The following is a 17,764-nucleotide window of genomic DNA, read 5'->3' as shown; positions in this document are numbered from 1 at the left end:
CCATGTTCGACAGAATCCTGGCTTTATTCGTACTGGCGCTGGTGTTGGGCGTGCCTCTGGGCCTGATCTTCCTGGTCACCGGGCAGTTCCTGATGGACTTCGTATTCTTCTACCCGCTGTTCATGTCAGCGCTGTGGATTGCCGGCGGCCTGTACTTCTGGCTGCACTGGGAACGCCACTGGCCCTGGCAGGAAGACACTCCGGCGCCGATCCTGGCCGGCAATCCGCTGATCTCGATCATCATCCCTTGCTACAACGAAGGGGATAACGCCGCCGATACCATCCATGCGGCGCTCGGCCAGCTGTACACGAACATTGAAGTGATCGCGGTCAACGACGGCTCCAAGGACAACACCGCAGCGGTGCTCGATTCCCTGGCATTGGAGCATCCACGCCTGCGCGTGCTGCACCTGGCACAGAACCAGGGCAAGGCCGTGGCCCTGCGCATGGGTGCGGTGGCGGCGCGCAGCGAATACCTGGTGTGCATCGACGGCGATGCGTTGCTCGACAAAAACGCGGCGGCTTATCTGGTCGCGCCGATGCTCGATAACCCCCGGCTGGGCGCTGTTACCGGCAACCCACGGATTCGCACGCGGTCGACTTTGATCGGCCGTGTGCAGGTGGGCGAGTTCTCGTCGATCATCGGTTTGATCAAGCGCACCCAGCGCGTGTTCGGCCGGATCTTCACGGTGTCGGGTGTGGTGGTGGCGTTCCGTAAGAAAGCGCTGGACCGCATCGACTACTGGAGCACCGACATGATCACCGAGGACATCGACGTGAGTTGGAAGCTGCAGTTGGACCACTGGAGCATTTTCTACGAGCCGCGCGCGTTGTGCTGGATCCTGATGCCCGAAACCGTCGGCGGCCTGTGGAAGCAGCGTTTGCGCTGGGCCCAGGGCGGCGCCGAAGTGCTGTTCAAGAACATCCGCGGCATCTGGCAATGGCGTCACCGCTACCTGTGGCCGTTGCTGTTCGAGTACTGCCTGTCCACCGGCTGGGCGTTTACCTTCCTGCTGTCGGTGATTTTCTGGGGCGTGGGCAAGTTTATTCCGCTGCCGCAGGCAATCGCCGTCGACGCCCTGATGCCGCCGGCGTTTACCGGTTTGGTGCTGGCGATGGTGTGTCTGCTGCAGTTCGCGGTCAGCATTATCATCGACCGCCGTTACGAGAAAGACCTATGGAAAACCCTGTTCTGGACGGTGTGGTACCCGATGGTGTTCTGGCTGGTCAGCCTGTTTACCACGCTGGTGAGTTTCCCCAAGGTGCTGTTCAACCAGCATCAGAAACGCGCGCGCTGGGTGAGCCCGGACCGTGGTATCAAACCTGTCAGTGAGGAGGCGTGATCATGAACCTGGTCAGAACTCGCCAAAGCCTGGTGATGTGGATTATCGACGTGCTGTTGACCCTGATGGCCTGGGCCGGCTTGATCTGGTTGCTCGCGCGCGGCATCACTTCGATGCTCGACACCCATGGCGGCCCGCGGATCGAAGCACCGATTTTCGCAGCGCTCAACACCCTGCAGATCTACCTGTGGATCGCCTTGTTCAACGCGGTGATCCTGGTCTCCTGGGCGCGCTATCAGCAACGCAAAGGCCGCAAATTCGCCCAGCGCCGCGCACAAACCAGCGGCCTGAGCGACAAGCATCTCAGTGAGAGCTTCAAATTGGGCGCGGGCGACCTGGAACAACTGCGCCGTCCGGGCGTACTGGTGATTCACAACGATGAAGACGGCGGTGTGGGCGAAGTTAAATCGCACGTCTCCCGTGACGTGGAACGCCCGCCACTGACCCTCGTGCCCGGCCAGGAAAAAGGCCAGGACATCGGCTGAATCCCCTGGGTGGATAGCTTCCGGCCGTGCAGTCATGGGGTGAGCGGGCTTGTTGTGGTGAGCGGGGCAAGCCTGCTCACCACAACAACCTCATTTTCTCAGGTTATGTTTACGCCGAAGCTGTGTAGACACCTGTACCTGCAAGGGGGCACGAAAAACAGGTGGCCCTGCCGGTGAGCGTTTCCTGCCTTGCAGCGCAATCCCGACAAATGGGATCCAATTCACAAAACGCCCGCGAACTTTTCCTGCTTTCTCGGTACTAACCTATCTCGGCGGAACCTTGATGGCGAAATAATGGCTATTTATCAAGGTGCTCGGCTCATATTCAAAAAGAATCGCCACTGGTCGGAATAATCACTCCAGCGAATGGCGTTAGTTCTTTTTGATGTTTTTTTATTATTAATAATCAATAGGTTAGGCGTTAAGTAAGTGCGAGCGTGCAACTAACCCCTGTGCTTGGGTTAGAGCAAGTTCGATGTTAGTTTGCGCCCCCTTGATTTTTCGACGGATCGAACATGCCCCTGTTATTGCCACGGATTCGGTTATCGCTGTGCACTTTCCTGCTCGCTTGTTTAAGCGTGAACAGTGCGTCCGCCGCGCCTACGCCCGGCGATCAGGACCTGATCCGCGACCGGCAGAATCGCCTGCTCGAAGAACAGAGCCGTCGCCTGCAGGAGCTTCAGGACCTGCCCGGCAAACAGACCAAGCCCGCCGCTCCGACGACGCCGGCAGACACTCGTTGCTTCCCGATCCAAGACATCGAACTCAAGGGCGCCGACAGCCTGTCCGTCGCCGACCGCGCGCGCCTGCTCAAACCTTACATCGGCCAGTGCCTGGGCGTGTCGCAGCTCAATGAACTGCTCAAGGTCATCACCGACTATTACATCGCCAAAGGCCGCGTCACCAGCCGTGCCTACTTGCCGCAGCAAGACCTGTCCAGCGGCCACCTGCAGGTGCTGGTGGTCGAAGGCAAACTCGAAGCGCTGAAAAGCGCCGAGGGCAGCAGCGTGACCGACCGCGAACTGGCCATGGCCTTTCCCGGCAAGGTCGGCGAGGCGCTGAACCTGCGCGAAATCGAGCAACTGGTGGACCAACTCAACCGCTTGCCCTCCAAGCAGGCGCAGATGGAACTGACCCCAGGCCAGCAGATCGGCGGCAGTGACGTGGTGGTCAAGAACACCCCGCAAAAGCCCTGGCGCGCCAGCCTGTCGCGTAACAACGACGGCCAGAAAAGCACCGGCGAACAGCAGTGGGGCGCCGGCCTGGAATGGGACAGCCCGCTGGGCCTGGGCGACCAACTGATGCTGCGCGGCGGCCACGATGCGGTCAGCGACCACCAGAAAACCTCGAAAAACAGCATGCTCTATTACAACGTGCCATGGGGTTGGTGGAACTTCAGCTACACCTACAGCGAAAGCGACTACCGCACGTACGGCCAGACCGACAGCACCAAATTCAAGCTCAATGGCGACAACGAGAACCACCAGCTGCGCGCCGAGCGGGTGATCCACCGCGACGACGTGAGCAAGACCTCGGTGAACGTCGGCCTGGCCCATCTGCGTACCAACAACTACGTCCTCGACGTGCGCACCGCGCCGAGCAGCAACCGCCTCAGCGAACTCCAGTTCGGCATCAACCACGGTCGGCGCATCGGCAATGCGTTCGTCAACCTCGACCTGGGCATGCAGAACGGCATCGGCCTGCTCGATGCCCAGTCTGAAGAAGAGCGCGATCAGTTCGGCAACCGCCAGGCCAATTCGCGCTACCGCAAATACACCGCCACCGTCAGCTATTTGCAGCCGTTCACGCTATGGGGCGAGTCGTTGAGTTTTTCCAGCCTGGCCACCGGTCAGCGCAGCGAAGACATTCTGTTCAGCCCGCAACGCGTGAGCCTGGGCGGCTCGGCCTCGGTACGCGGTTTCAAGGATCAGCAACTGACCGGCGACAGCGGCGGCTACTGGCGCAACGAGGTGCGTTGGGCGCGCCCGGTGACCCTGGATTGGATGCGCCCGGCCTTTGCCGAGTACGGCGCCAGCGTCGGCTACGACCAGGGCGTGATCAGCAACGACCGCTACAACGGCGATGTGCATGGCCGCGTGTCCAGCAACTCCCTGGAGCTGTTCGCCCGGGGCAAGCACGTCAGCACCAGCGTGACCTTTGCCCATTCTTTGGAAAGACCGGCCGTAGTGAGCGAGCGCGAAGCGCCGATCTACTTCCGTATGGACTTCTTCCTGTAATTCAACGCCCCGCCGCAATGAGAATCTGACAATGGATGTTCGCCAATTTGCCTTCCTGGCCCGCCAACCTTCCGCCGCTTTGAAGCCGCGTGACGCGTTCTTCGGCCTGCCCAAGCGCGGGCTGGCGTTGATCCTGGCCAACGCGCTGTTCTGGCAGCCGCTGCTGGCCCAGGCCGAAGGCATCGTGGTCAGCGCGCCGGGCACCACTGTCGGCGCGGCGGGCAATGGCGTGCCGGTGGTGAACATCGCCACGCCCAACGGCGCAGGCTTGTCTCATAACCAGTTCCAGCAATACAACGTCGGCCCCAACGGCGTGATCCTCAACAACGCCAGCGGCACCATGGCCAACACCCAGTTGGGCGGCTACATCGTCGGTAACCCCAACCTCAAAGGCGGCGCGGCCAGCGTCATCCTCAACGAAGTCACCGGCAGCAACCCCAGCCAACTGCGCGGGTACACCGAAGTGGCGGGGCAGTCGGCCAAAGTCATCGTCGCCAACCCGTACGGCGTCACCTGCAGCGGCTGCGGCTTTATCAACACGCCGAACGTCACCCTCACCACCGGCAAACCGGTACTTGACGCGAACGGCCAACTGAAAAGCTACCAGGTCGACGGCGGCGCGGTGACCATCGACGGCGAAGGCTTGAACGCCAGCAACGTCGACCGCTTCGACATCATCACCCGCTCGGCCAAGATCAACGCGCAGATCAACGCGCGCGAACTGAACGTAATCGCCGGGCGCAACGATGTGGACGCCCAAAGCCTGAAAACCACACCGCGCGCCGACGACGGCAGCGCCAAGCCCGAGCTGGCGATCGACTCCAGCGCGTTGGGCGGCATGTACGCCGGCGCGATCAAGCTGGTGGGCACCGAGGCCGGGGTGGGGGTGAAACTCGACGGCACGCTGGCGGCCAGTGGTGGGGATATCCAGCTCGATGCCAATGGGCGTCTGAGCATGGCGCAGGCGGCGGCCACTGCCGGCAACATCAAGGTCACTGCGCAGAACGTCGACCTCACCGATAAGGTCTACGCCACCGGCAACGTGCAGATCACCAGCGCCCAGGCCCTGGTCAACCAGAAGAGCGTGGCGGCCGGTCAGCGCATTGAACTCAACGCCGCGACCGTCACCAACCCCGGCATCGTCGAAGCCGGCGTCGCCTCCGACAACAGCCGCAATACCACCGGCGACCTGGTGGTCAACGCGCAAACCGTCACCACCTCCGGCAACCTGCTGGCCAGCCGCGCCCTGGCGATCACCGCCGCGCAGGCGCTGACCAACCAGGGCGCGATCATCCAGGCCAAGACCGTCGACGTCAGCAGCGCCAAACTGACCAACCAGGGCGCCACCGCGCGCCTGTACGGCGAACAGAGCCTGGCGATCAACTCGCCGGCCATCGTCAACCTCGGCGGCCTGATTCGCTTCGGTGAAGGCCAGGCCGCCACGCTCAACAGCGCATCCCTGAACAACCAGGGCCGTATCGAGATGGCCGGCGGCAGCCTGGTACTCACCAGTGCCGACCTGAACAACAGCGGCGGGCAAATCATCGCCAACGAGCTGACGCTCAACGCCGGCAAGCTCAATAACCAGAACGGCGTGCTGGTGGCCAAGACCGCCAACGTCAATGCCACCGAGCTCGACAACAGCCTCAAGGGCCTGATCCAGGCCGACGGCGGCGCGCTCAACCTCACCGTCACCAACGGCCTCAACAACGCCCAGGGTTTCGCCCAGGCCAGCACCGACCTGACCGTCAACGCCGGCACCCTCGGCAGCAATGCCGGCGGCGTATTGAGCGCCGACACCGGCAAGCTGACCCTCACCGCCGCGCAACAGCTCAATAACGCCCAGGGCCGCGTGCAGGCCGGGCAGGGCAATATCGAACTGCACGCCGCGAACCTGGATAACCAGAGCGGCGTCATCGTCGGCAAACAATTGCTGCTCGACGTCGCCGGTGGCGATATCGATAACCGCGCCGGACGCGTATTGGGTGACCAACTCGACGTACGCGCCTCCGGCCTCGACAACCGCAGCGCCGGCTTGCTCGCCGGTGGCGCCCAGGGCGTAAGCCTGCTGCTCAAAGGCCCGGGCCAATTGCTCAACGCCCAGGGCCGCATCCAGAGCGAAGGCCTGCTGCAACTGCGCGGCGAGCGTTTCGACAACAGTGCCGGCATCCTGCTCGGCCAAACCGTCGATGTGACGGCGCAGCGCTTCACCAACAGCAACAAAGGCGCGTTGGTCAGCGATGGCGGCGACGTGGTGCTCAACGTCAGCGACCTGTTGACTAACGTCGGCGGCCAGATCGACGCGGGCGAGCGCAGTGTGTTGGTCAAGCAACTCACCACCCTCGACAACAGCGGCGGCACCCTGCGTGGCAAGCGCCTGGACATCACCGCCCAGCACCTGAATAACAACGACGACGGCCAACTGCTGGCCGGCGCCGGGGGCTTGAGCTTCAGCGGCCAGGATGTGAGCAACCGCAAGGGTCTGATCCTCAGCGGCGGCGCCCTCACCGAGTTGCACACCACCAGCCTGGATAACCAGGGCGGCACGGTGCAAGGCGACAGCCTGACCGTCACCGCCGACAAGGTCGACAACGGCAGCGGCGGCCTGATGGCGAGCCTGGTCGGCAACCTGCAACTGACCGTCGAAGCGCTGGCCAACCGTGGCGGCAAACTGTTCGGCAAAGAACAGCTGACCGTCAGCGGCGCCACCCTCGACAACAGCGAGGGCGGCCAGGTCAGCGGCAACCTGCTCAACCTGACCTCACGCGACACCCTCACCAACCAGGGCGGCCTGATCGAAGCCAACCAGGGGCTGAGCCTCAACGGTGGCAACCTGGACAACAGCGCCAACGGCCAACTGCGCGCGCTTGGCGGTGCCAGCAGCAGCCTCAACCTCAGCGGCGCGGTGAACAACCAGGGCGGCACCCTCGAATTCGGCAGCACGGCCTTCAGCCTCGACGCCACCAGCCTGAATAATCAGGCCGGCCTGTTGCAGCACGCCGGCAGCGGCCTGTTTCGCATCAACACCGCCAGCCTCAACGGCAGCCAGGGCACTATCAACGGCATGGGCACCGCCGACTGGGCGTTCGGCAAAGTCGACGGGCTCGGTCGCCTGCAACTCAACGAAGTGCTTACCTACAAAAGTGCTCAAGGCCTGGCCCTCAAGGCCGGCGACCGCATGGCCAGCGGCAAGGGCCTGGTCCTCAATGTGGCAAGCCTGGACAACGGCGGCGAACTGCTCAGCGACGGTGACCTGAGCATCACCACTGGCGACATGAGCAACAGCGGCCGCGTGTCGGCCCTGCAGACACTCACCGTGGCGGCGAACAACCTCAGCCAGAACGGCGGCCGCCTGGCGGCCAACAATACCCGCCTGACCCTGGGCGGCACCCTGGACAACCTCGGTTTCCTCACTGCGCGTCAGCAACTGGATATCGCCGCGGCGCAGATCAATAACCGCGGCACCCTCGGCGCCCAGGGTGCGGTAAATCTCACTGCGGTCAATGGCATCACCAACGCGGCCGATTCGCTGCTGTTCAGCGGTGGCAACCTGACTCTGCGCGCCAATGGTTTCAGCAACCTTCATGGCGACGTCTACAGCAAAGGCGACTTGAGCTTCGCCGCGCGCGATGGCGGCCGTGCCGCGCTGTTCAGTAACCGTTCCGGCACCGTGGAAAGCGAAGGCTCGATCGGTATCAATGCGGGCTTTATCGAAAACGCCAAAGATGAATTCGAACTCGGGCAGACGCTGACCACCGGCAGCTTGAGTTGGATCTGTGGCCAGCACTGCGGCGAAAAAGATTGGTGGGAAAAAGGCATCATCACCATCTACGAGACCTACCTTGAGGCGGCGACCAAGGATTCGGCAGCGGCGCGCCTGGTAGCTGGCAAAAACATGCTGCTGCAAGGCGACAATGTGCAGAATCGCTACAGCCTGATGGCTGCCAATGGCGACCTGAGTATTGCCGCCGGTGACCTGCTTAACCAGGGTGCCGCCACTCGCACAGGGCAGCGCAAGATTGTCGTCACCACGCCAGGACGTGTCTCCGACGATTTATTTGAACGCATGCAATGGGTCGACGTTCCCGCTTTCAATGCGGCCACGGCGGCTGGGCATTTCGATAAGGCGCGCTTTGAAGAGCTGAAAAACCGCTCACCCAATAGCTATCCTTTCGAGCACATAAGCGACGTCACCACCTGGACCAACAACAGTGGCCCCGGCTACGACGCCACCCTGCAAGCCGGCGGCACGGTCAACCTCAACGTCGCCCGCACCCTGCAAAACGGCACGCTGCACAACAACACCCTGGCCCAGTTGACCGGCACCCTCGGCGACGACCAGACCGGCATCCCCGTCGGTGGCATCAACATCAACCTGAGCAAACACGCCAACGACCCGAGCGCCAAGGCCGCCGGCAGCATCCTGCCCGTAGCAGGCGCGGCCCCCGGCGGCGGCTTCGTGCCCGTGGACTACACCGGCACCGCCTTCGCCCCGGTCGACCCGACCACCTCGCCTAACTTCCAACTGCCCAAGGGCGAGTACGGCCTGTTCGTTAAAAATCCTGACCCGACCAGCCATTACCTGATCGAGACCAACCCCGAGTTCGCCTCCCTCACGGGCTTCTTCAGCTCCGACTACATGCTCGGCAAACTCGGCTTCAGCTCAGACAACGCCTGGCGCCGCCTCGGCGATGGCCAATACGAAACCCGCCTGATCCGCGACGCCGTGCTCGCCCAAACCGGCCAACGCTTCCTCGCCGGCGGCCTGTACAGCGACGCCGACCAGTTCCGCTACCTGATGGACAACGCGTTGGCCAGCAAAGATGCGCTGCGCCTGAGCCTGGGTGTTACCCTCACCAGCCAGCAAGTCGGCGCCCTGACCCACGACATCGTGTGGATGGAAAACCGCGTGGTCGACGGCCAGACCGTCCTGGTGCCCGTGCTCTACCTGGCCCAGGCCGAGTCGCGCAACGTACGCGGCAACAGCCTGATCCAGGGCCGCGACCTCAACCTGGTCACCGGCGGTGACCTGATCAACGTCGGCACCCTGCGCGCCAGCAACAACCTCTCCGCCGTCAGCAGCGGCAGCCTCTACACCAGCGGCCTGGTCGAGGCCGGCAACAACCTGAGCCTGCTGGCCCAGGACAGCATCCGCAACGCCATGGCCGGTGAGATTCGCGGCAAGCAAGTCAGCCTCACCGCCCTGCGAGGCGACATCACCAACGACACCACTGCTATCCAAGTGCGTGACGGCGTCGGCATGCGCACCCTCACCGACGGCAGCGGCGGCACCATCGTCGCCCGCGGAAACCTGGCCATGGACGCTGGCCGCGACCTCACCAACCGGGGTGCCCTCACTGCCGGCAATGACGCCAACCTCACCGCAGGCCGCGACCTCAACCTCATCGCCGCCAGCGACACCAGCGTCAAGCACGAGATCCGCGACGGCGGCGAGAAATCCAGCATCACCACCGACGTCAAAAACCTCGCCGCCAGCGTCACGGCGGGCGGCAGCATCAACATGCAAGCCGGGCAAGACGTCAACATCATCGGCAGCACCGCCACCGCCGGCAAAGACCTCAACATCGCCGCCGGCCGCGACCTCAACATCGCCTCCGTCAGCGACATGCACAACGTCGATGGCAAGGAAAAGCACGGCAAGAAACGCATCAAGACCGCAGACGAGCAGACCACCCAAGTGGCCAGCGTACTGACGGCGGGTGGGGATTTTGTCAGCCAGGCCGGGCGTGACACCACGATCGTGGCGAGCAGGATCAGCGCGGGGAATGAGGCTTATCTGTATAGCGGGGATAAGTTGAGTTTGTTGGCGGCTGAGAACAGTACGCATACGTTGTATGACATGAAGAAAAACAGCGGCTGGGGTTCCAAGAAAACCCAGCGCGACGAGGTCACTCGTATTACCAACGTCGGTACTGAAATCAAGACCGGCGGCGACCTGATACTCAAGAGTGAAGGAGATCAGACCTATCAACTTGCCAAGCTTCAAAGCGGCAAGGACATCACTCTGGACAGTGGTGGCGCGATTACTTTTGAAGCGGTCAAGGATCTGCATCAAGAGAGCCATGAGAAGAGTAATAACAACGCGTTCTGGGTTTCTTCCAAGGGCAAGGGCAACACCGACGAGACCGTCCGCCAGAGTCAGCTGATCGCCGAAGGCAATGTGGCAATCAAAGCTGTCGCCGGTTTGAAGATCGACATTAACCAGGTCAATCAGGAGACAGTCAGCCAGTCCATTGATGCGATGGTTAAGGCCGATCCACAGTTAGCTTGGATCAAGGATGCTGAGAAGCGTGGCGATGTGGACTGGAGGCAGGTCAAGGAGATCCACGACAGCTTCAAGTACAGCAACTCGGGCCTGGGGCCTGCTTCGCAGATCATTATTGCGATTGTGATGGCAGCAGTGGTTGGGCCACTAGCAGCAGTCGCGGCAGGTGGTGGCACTGTGGGCGCTGTCGCTGGTGCTGTAGCGGCGGGCGCGTCTACGAACGCGACTGTCAGCGTAGTCAACAATCGGGGCAACCTAGGCGCTGTGCTCAAGGATGTTACTTCTTCGGATGCTATGAAGGGGTATGTCATTGCCGGTGCTACAGCCGGTCTGACGGCGGAATATTTTGGTGATTGGACTGGAACCGAAACAAACACGGCAACAGGGAAAATCACAACGCCAGGAATACTGAATAGCTGGCGGGGTGTCGGCCAATTTGCGGCTAACCAAACGCTGCAAAGTGGCACTTCCATGTTGTTGAGCAAAGCGCTCGGGCAAGGTGGCAGTGCCAGCGATGCGCTTAAAAATGCGTTGTTTAACACTTTGGCGGCTGCCAGTTTTAATTTGTTGGGTAATTACACGAAAAATGTGTTCGCAGATGGTTCGGCACCAAAGGTCGCGATTCATGCCATGGTAGGTGGGCTGTTAGCGGAGGCCACTGGTGGAGACTTCAAAACCGGAGCATTGGCAGCAGGAGCAAGCGAGGCTCTAGTCACTCATCTGGACTCCTTGGTCAAAGGCGACGATGACTTGCTTACGATGAGTTCGCAAATCGTCGGTGTGCTAGCTGCAGCAGCACAAGGGGATGTCGATGCGTCCAAGCTTGAGAAGGGCAGTTGGGTCGCTCAGAACGGAACGCAATACAACTATCTAAATCACAATCAACTTGAAAGAGCCGCCAAGAAAATAGCCGCGTGCACGGATACCTCCTGCATTGAAGACACCACTCGTAAATTTAAGGAGTTAAGTCTTCAGCAGGATATTGAAGCGATAGCGGGCTGTAAGGCTGATCCTTCGACTTGTGCGGCACGATCGAAAGAAGTCGCCAATACCATGGCAGACCTGAACCCCATCAAAGATATTGTGGAATATGGCTCGCCGAAGGCTCGAGAAGCAGTACAGAACCTCATTAACTCAAACTTTGAATTCCAGGAGATGCTAGCAACAGCGACGACTGAGCATACTGTAGGAGCTATGGTCGATACGCTTAAATCGAAATGGAACCTTAGTGACGCGCAGGCGCAAGAGATCACTAACGATCTGAAAGTCGCTCTTGCCGTTGGCTTAGGTACAGCTGCTGGTGCCTTGGCGTACAAACGCGCCATTGCCAGTGGTAAAAAGCAGCCCCAACCTTCTAAACCGGATCTCATGCCGGAAGGCGGGAAAAACGTCTGGGATCTTGAGCCTCGTGCTCGGGGCAGGCAGATTGAGTCAACGCTAACAGACACAGATTATAAGGACTGGGCTCGAACGGATAATTTAATAAATCCCAAGACAGGACAACCATTTAAATCCAATAATTTTCCGGTCATTGACTTTCAGCTTGAAAATAATGTAGTAAGTTTGAAAACAATTGATACGCGTGGTAAAGGGTGGTCTTATGATATGAGAACGCATATAGATAACTTGCAAAGTTCGAAAATTACTGTGGATGGTATCCCAGCGACGAAGATTCTGGATATACGAGTTCAGCCTGGTGGGTTGGCTGATTCGAGTAAGCTTATAGAGTATGGTAAGCAGCGTAATATTACTGTCATTATCAAAGAGTTTGGCGGCTAATCATATGTTTGACATTGAAGTTGTTTTTAGTGAAGGCTTGTACGATAGCTCGCCAAATGTATGGGTGCGATTGGTGCAACAGCTCAATGACTTTAAGGAATTCGAGGTAATTGATGGATTCACCGGCAAAAAAATGTTATTTGGTGAAGTTTTGCGCTACTTGAAACAAAATAAGCGCAAGAGTTTTTTTGTTGAGTTGGCGGGTGGTTCTATCGAGTTTTCGCTTGTGGCGGATAAAGAACTGTGCCGATTAGATATAAAGAACCTCGCAAATTCTCTTGAGATGGCGCACTCTTTGATTGCTGCACTAATAGATGAGCCAGCTTTCGTTCAGGCTCGAGTTTACGATGCTGAGTATGATCGGTGGCAAAATGCCGAGAATATCACACTCTTCGAAGCGGCCAATGTTGAGCACTCCCATCTACCTAAAAAAAGCAATGGATTACCTTTCCCGCTTACCCAAGAGGTTGTAGATATATCAAATAATCCTGGGCGCTGGGTTTTAAGGAAAGGTTATATAGAGGCTGTTGGTTCGCCAATGTGGGTTAGTAAGTCTCTGCTTAACTCATTAGACGTGGACGAAAAAGAGTTGATGAATGTCGACTGTTTTTCCGTGGAAAATTTGGGTAGTGTTTTGAAGATTGTTGCTTGCGAGCAGTGTTTCACAGCTGATGTAGGAATCCAGGCTGAGAGGCAAGTCATGCTGAGAAAGATTTTATTTAAAGCGTGAGGTCTAGATCCGTGCAATGAAAGCTGGATTGATAAGGGGCTGTGAGGAAGTGAACGGCGAAAAATGGACAGATTTATTTAAATCAGAGTTGAAAGATCTGTTCATTTACTGAGGGGCTGATATGAGGTACTACTTAATGCGACAAGATATAACTGTCTGCGATAGGTGGGTGCTCGGAGATGTACATCATGTAGATAACTGGCATTTCAGTGATCCTCCAGTTAATTTTATGGAGCCAGGCACATATACTCTCGATGTAAGGTTCGACGGTAAAGAAGTTGATTATTCCCTCGCTGGATACGCTAGTGTTCCTGTTTTAATCCTGGCAAAAATGTTTGGAGACTATCACTATTTTTCCAGCGCCGTTGCCAAAATAGAGTGGACATTATAATGTATGAAAATATTCGCTATATGCTAAAGACTATATTTTCTGCAGACTTTGGTTTTCAGGAGGAAGCTGCTAAAAATATATACCTAAGAGGCTTGATATCAAGTGGAAAGCTGGATGAGATGAAAGCTGAGCTGGCTGCAGCGTTCGAAGATAACAGTGTGCGTTGGAGAGAAATGCTTTTGAATGATGATTATGAAGTCCAAGACTTCGATACTGAAGAGGAATCAATAGCGTATGTAAAGAGAGTGCTTTGGGATCCGTTGAACTCTTAGAGCTTTCTTGACGGTGCAAAAGGTGGCGGTTCTGGTGGTTTCAGTGGCGGTAAACCTACTATTGTGGATGATCCATATAGCCCGGTTGCTATTACTGAAAGTTCTAGAGTAAATAGAGATTATTATGGTCGAGAAAATGCTGCCGATGAATTTTCTGCTCCAGACTACGCAACGCATTCAACAGCAAAGAGCTATCAGTCAACGGTGCCAAGAGATCTGAACGAGAGACTTTGTGGAACAGGGTGATAGAAAATCCTTCAGCCGGTCGTGATCAAAACTAGCTGGTGATAAAGACCTTCCGCGGAGTGAGGGACGAAAAAAAATGGAAGTAAGTCACCGTCTGCCTAGCGGAGAAAATATAACCCTCCACTATCAATACAACTCCGCAACCGGTAAAGCATACGATATGAAAATTACCACGCCGCAGCAGCTGCCCCCTTTGCTGCAGCCCGGTAGGACTATTGAGTGATGTGGAATGATTATTCGAGAAATTGGGCGAGAAGAGCCCGTGCAGGTGTTTGGGATTTACTGGATAGAGAACGAGCGCTTTTACTGGGTCATTCCTTATGATGGTTATGGCGGTTTGAGGGCACTCAGTGATAGAGAAGTCAATGTTGTTGACTCTTCTTTGTCAGCTGATCTCATCCTCTGCAAGGATGGTGGGGGAGGGGACATGATTCTGCATTGGGCAGCGGAAGATTTGGTTGAAGAGCTTGTGGAGCGTGATCCACAGGCGATGGTCGAGTTGTTAGAACGCTTAAAAGGCTGATGGTCCAAAAGGGACGGGTTCTGCTGGTACGGGCACGACGGCGGGTAGTGATGTTGCAAGTACAACGCCTAAAGCTGGTGCTTTTTGGAATAAAACAACAGTTTTAGATAGGACTGTCTATCAACGTAACGACCTCTTTGATCCAGAGGCCCTATCGACCTGGAGAGTACGAGGTAAAACTGTTCAAGACTCAAACCTTGAGAGGATTGCCTCGGGTCGAGCACCAATTGGGTATGATGGAAAATCAGTCGAGTTACATCACCTCTCGCAAACTGAAGTTAATGGGTTCGCTGGTACTCGTGGTTCACTTGCAGAAGTTGGTTCTGTGATCAACCTATGAACACTGGGAAGTACCCTCATCTGAAAGTGTTTTTTGCTTTCTGGTTTATGCCCTGATTTGAGGGCGGTTTTTTGTGTAGGGCCACATCGCGCTGCTGTTCGAGTATTATTCGAACGGCCTCGCACCTATTGGGTGTGAATCTTAAAAGAATGAAAATAGGGGGCAGACCGCGATTAATGCATCAATGTATATTGGTGGTCTGACCTCTATTTTTCCTGATTCAAGTTTATCCATTTATCAGCGGCAGGAAAGTCATGACAATAGAAAAGGAAATTCGACAATGAAGTATTGGAACGTATACCGAAAAGGTCTTTACCTAGTCATCCTGTTCAAGCTCACTCTATTAACAGGCTGCGCAGGAATTCCCTACGAAAAGCCCGAAGACCAGATTTCTATCCAGAAGGACCTTTCCATAAAGGCTGAGGATATTGTCATAATGAGTCAGGTAAGTTGGTGCTCCTATCCTTATGGTGACATGGCGCCGTGTCGTCCACAGGATGCACTTGCGGTACAGACGCGAACAAAGCTGATATTTGCCAGTTATAGCAGTCAGCACTATAAGCCCGACTTAGAAGTGTTGGCCAGTGACGTCATGTGTGCTCACCTCTACGAGTCCAGAGATACGTCACCGAATTTCTATTTATTCACCAAAGATTATGCGCTGCAGATTTGGCCAATGGATGCGCATAGTAAACCGGATATGAAGAAAAAAAAGCTCATGCTCGATGTCATGGTGCCGCAAGGGAAAAAAGCATACGTGGGGCCAGAGGGTAATTTTGTGACAGCCACCGGGCGGACCAGCGAGGCAATTTATGTCTCGCGCTATCCCAGCATCGTATATACGAGCCATCCGGAAATATTGCAGCTGGTCAATCCATGTGGTCAGTAGTTCAAACTAGAAAATAGGCGGATTTATTCAATTGAAATGCTTGTTATTTAAGCGTGAGTAAAGGGGGCGGATTTATCTAGTTGATTTATTTGGTTGTACTACTCACGCACAAAGCGGGCGACACTAAGGCCGCCCTATTTTCACTCAGGACAGATCGGCGTTAAGCCTGCGACTGATGACATCTAGCAAATCGCACCCATCGCGCAGCGGAATGGCCAGCAAGTGGGCGAAGTCTGAAAGTACTACGGCATCGCTGCTGAGTTGTTCGCGGAAGGCCAGATTTTCCAGCAGTTGGGTGACGGCCCGAATGCGATGCGCGGCGGCATCGTGAAGGACGTCGAGGGGCGCCTGGGTGTCGATGATCAGCGCAGGGACGGTGCAGTCGTGGCCGGTTAGGGGCATGTATCTGTTCATGGGTACAACCTCGGTCAGTAGAGTGAGGCTGTCGCCTATCGTCGCCAAACGAATGGGTGACAGCTGTACGCAGGTTGGCGAACCGGGACCGAGTTCCGGCAGACCCGGAGGTCTCCCACGCACAGCTGCCATAGAGCAGCGATGCGGGTACGGAAGCCCCTGCAATCAAGCAGATAGCTTTCGCATACGGTCAACGGATCGCCAAATCCGATCGCCCTGTTGGACGACGGCCGGACTATAAGCCCCTCACCCAAAACCGCGCAAGGCATCAGAGTAGTGGCATAATGCCTTGTCTCGCGCCATACAACGCCGACAGGCTGGCCACGACCCAGTGCATCAATGATAAGACCCGCTACCCACAAGGAAGAAATACATGATCAAGTTGTTCTGCAAAGCCGCTGTCGTTCTGTCCCTGGCCACCCTGTTTGGCTGTTCTTCGACGCCTTCTGTAGAGAAGATGCAGGCTGACGTCGCGAGCTATTCGTTGCCCAAGGCCGCCGTGGCCGATAAAGGCCTGGTGTATGTCGTGCGCCCGAGCAACGTCGGGATGCTGGTACGGTTCAACGTGTTCCTGGATGACAAGGAAGCCGACTCGGAGATGGGTTACAACCGCGGTAACCAGTACATCTATTTTTTCGTGACGCCGGGCAAGCACGTGATCAGCTCCAAGGCTGAAAACTGGGCGGACATGCCAATCGACGTCAAAGCCGGTGAGGTGGTTTACCTCAAGCAGGAAGTTGAAATGGGTTTCGCCGTGGCGCGCAACAGTCTCAAAGTGCTGAGCGACCTGGAAGGCCGTTATCTGGTCAAGGATGCGTCCTTGGGTACCCTTGTCAAAGAAAACAAATAAGTTAACGCGTTTGGCGCCGGCCGAAGCCCAAGGCTCTGCCGGCCCCGCTATTCACCTGTGAACATTAAAGGACTGATGTGAAAAATCTCCTCTTCATCCTCCTCACCACTCTCATCCTCGGCGGTTGTGTCAGCCACCCCCTCACCCCCGAAAACCGTGCGCAGATCAAGACCGTCAAAGTCCTGCCCGTGAAGTGGGAAAAGAACATGGTGTACTTCGGCCGTGAGCAAGCGTGGAGCGCGGCCCTGGGGGCTGGGGTTGGTGCGGGCGTCGGCATGGCCAGCGGTGCGTCCAAGGTGGGCACTGCAGCGTTGAGCGGCGCCGGGTTTGCCGCCGGCATGAAGCTTGGGCAGTTGGCTGAGATGCCGACGCCGGTGGCCATTTTGACGGTGATGGAGGCAGAAAAAATCGATCTGGGCGTGCTGCTCAAACAGGGCTTTATCGACGCGCTGGGCAAGACTTCAACGCTCAAGGTGGTGGGCGACGATGAACCCGCCGATGCGCAGATCCAGCTGACCGTGGCCGAGTGGGGCTTTCGCCTGACTCAAGGTTTCAGCAGCGTGATTTATCCCACCCTCAACGTCCTGGCGCAGATGAATCGCGGCGATGAAATGGTCTGGCGCACCAGTGAGGCGATCACGCCGTTCAATGGCCAGAATGTCTATGGCTACACGCCGCTCACCTACCGCACAGACCCTGAGGCGCTGCGCCGGGCGCTCACCGGTATTACGCAGATTTCCGGGCGTTATCTGGTGCAAGAGCTTAAGTAGGCAGTCGCCGGATAAAGGACCTTTGATGAAACCCGCAAAACTCTCCCTCCAGGCCTTCCTGATGGCCTGTCTCATACCCGGCTGGGGCCCGTCGCTACAGCGGCGCGCCCAATGTGCCGCGTAAACGTGTTCATGCTCTCTACGTCGGCGGCGTGCTGATCCTGGTGCTGATGCTGGATGTCTTTCGGGTGCCGTTGCTGGGTTCTCGA

At 57.3% G+C, this 17,764-nt stretch carries 12 protein-coding genes; 11 read left to right on the top strand and 1 reads right to left on the bottom strand.

Features of this window, described 5'->3' with window-relative positions; all coding sequences use genetic code 11:
• Positions 1-2 precede the first annotated feature (2 nt).
• The 9 genes from pgaC to OSC50_RS23830 all read left to right on the top strand — a co-directional run bounded on the left by pgaC (position 3) and on the right by OSC50_RS23830 (position 15,521).
• Positions 3-1,343: a poly-beta-1,6-N-acetyl-D-glucosamine synthase gene (gene pgaC, locus OSC50_RS23870; RefSeq protein WP_266245347.1), complete on the top strand. Its 1,341-nt coding sequence runs from the start codon at positions 3-5 to the stop codon at positions 1,341-1,343.
• A gap of 2 nt (positions 1,344-1,345) precedes the next feature.
• On the top strand, positions 1,346-1,828 hold the full coding sequence (gene pgaD / locus OSC50_RS23865; protein WP_266245348.1) for a poly-beta-1,6-N-acetyl-D-glucosamine biosynthesis protein PgaD: 483 nt from the start codon (positions 1,346-1,348) through the stop codon (positions 1,826-1,828).
• 515 nt (positions 1,829-2,343) lie between these two features.
• Complete coding sequence (locus tag OSC50_RS23860) at positions 2,344-4,065, top strand: ShlB/FhaC/HecB family hemolysin secretion/activation protein (protein WP_266245350.1); 1,722 nt, start codon at positions 2,344-2,346, stop codon at positions 4,063-4,065.
• Positions 4,066-4,096: 31 nt separating this feature from the next.
• Positions 4,097-12,130: a two-partner secretion domain-containing protein gene (locus tag OSC50_RS23855; protein WP_266245352.1), complete on the top strand. Its 8,034-nt coding sequence runs from the start codon at positions 4,097-4,099 to the stop codon at positions 12,128-12,130.
• Positions 12,131-12,134: 4 nt separating this feature from the next.
• A complete protein-coding gene (locus tag OSC50_RS23850; protein ID WP_266245354.1) occupies positions 12,135-12,860 on the top strand; it encodes a hypothetical protein in 726 nt (241 codons plus the stop codon).
• Positions 12,861-13,250: 390 nt separating this feature from the next.
• Complete coding sequence (locus tag OSC50_RS23845; protein WP_181081414.1) at positions 13,251-13,523, top strand: hypothetical protein; 273 nt, start codon at positions 13,251-13,253, stop codon at positions 13,521-13,523.
• Between the two features lie 475 nt (positions 13,524-13,998).
• Positions 13,999-14,292: a hypothetical protein gene (locus OSC50_RS23840; protein ID WP_266245357.1), complete on the top strand. Its 294-nt coding sequence runs from the start codon at positions 13,999-14,001 to the stop codon at positions 14,290-14,292.
• 205 nt (positions 14,293-14,497) lie between these two features.
• Positions 14,498-14,632, top strand: a complete 135-nt coding sequence (locus OSC50_RS23835) for an HNH/ENDO VII family nuclease (protein WP_243269837.1) — start codon at positions 14,498-14,500, stop codon at positions 14,630-14,632.
• A 280-nt stretch (positions 14,633-14,912) separates the two neighbouring features.
• The gene (locus tag OSC50_RS23830; protein WP_181081416.1) at positions 14,913-15,521 is read left to right on the top strand and encodes a hypothetical protein; all 609 of its coding nucleotides are present in this window, start codon (positions 14,913-14,915) and stop codon (positions 15,519-15,521) included.
• A gap of 144 nt (positions 15,522-15,665) precedes the next feature.
• Here the strand turns inward: OSC50_RS23830 and OSC50_RS23825 are convergent, their stop codons facing one another.
• Positions 15,666-15,923 carry a hypothetical protein gene (locus tag OSC50_RS23825; protein WP_034112924.1) on the bottom strand — a complete coding sequence of 86 codons (258 nt, stop codon included), beginning with the start codon at positions 15,921-15,923 and terminating at the stop codon, positions 15,666-15,668.
• Positions 15,924-16,392: 469 nt separating this feature from the next.
• On the opposite strand from OSC50_RS23825, the gene OSC50_RS23820 reads away from it, so the two are divergent.
• Both OSC50_RS23820 and OSC50_RS23815 read left to right on the top strand, forming a co-directional pair.
• Positions 16,393-16,785 (top strand): DUF2846 domain-containing protein, encoded by a 393-nt coding sequence (locus OSC50_RS23820; RefSeq protein ID WP_177449824.1) that lies wholly within the window; start codon positions 16,393-16,395, stop codon positions 16,783-16,785.
• 77 nt (positions 16,786-16,862) lie between these two features.
• The gene (locus tag OSC50_RS23815) at positions 16,863-17,555 is read left to right on the top strand and encodes a hypothetical protein (RefSeq protein WP_181081417.1); all 693 of its coding nucleotides are present in this window, start codon (positions 16,863-16,865) and stop codon (positions 17,553-17,555) included.
• Positions 17,556-17,764: the final 209 nt, after the last annotated feature.

The organism is Pseudomonas quebecensis, from assembly GCF_026410085.1.
GTDB classification, from domain to species: Bacteria; Pseudomonadota; Gammaproteobacteria; order Pseudomonadales; family Pseudomonadaceae; genus Aquipseudomonas; species Aquipseudomonas quebecensis.
Note: the sequence above shows the minus strand (reverse complement) of the source record. Positions and strands in the feature narration are given on the sequence as shown.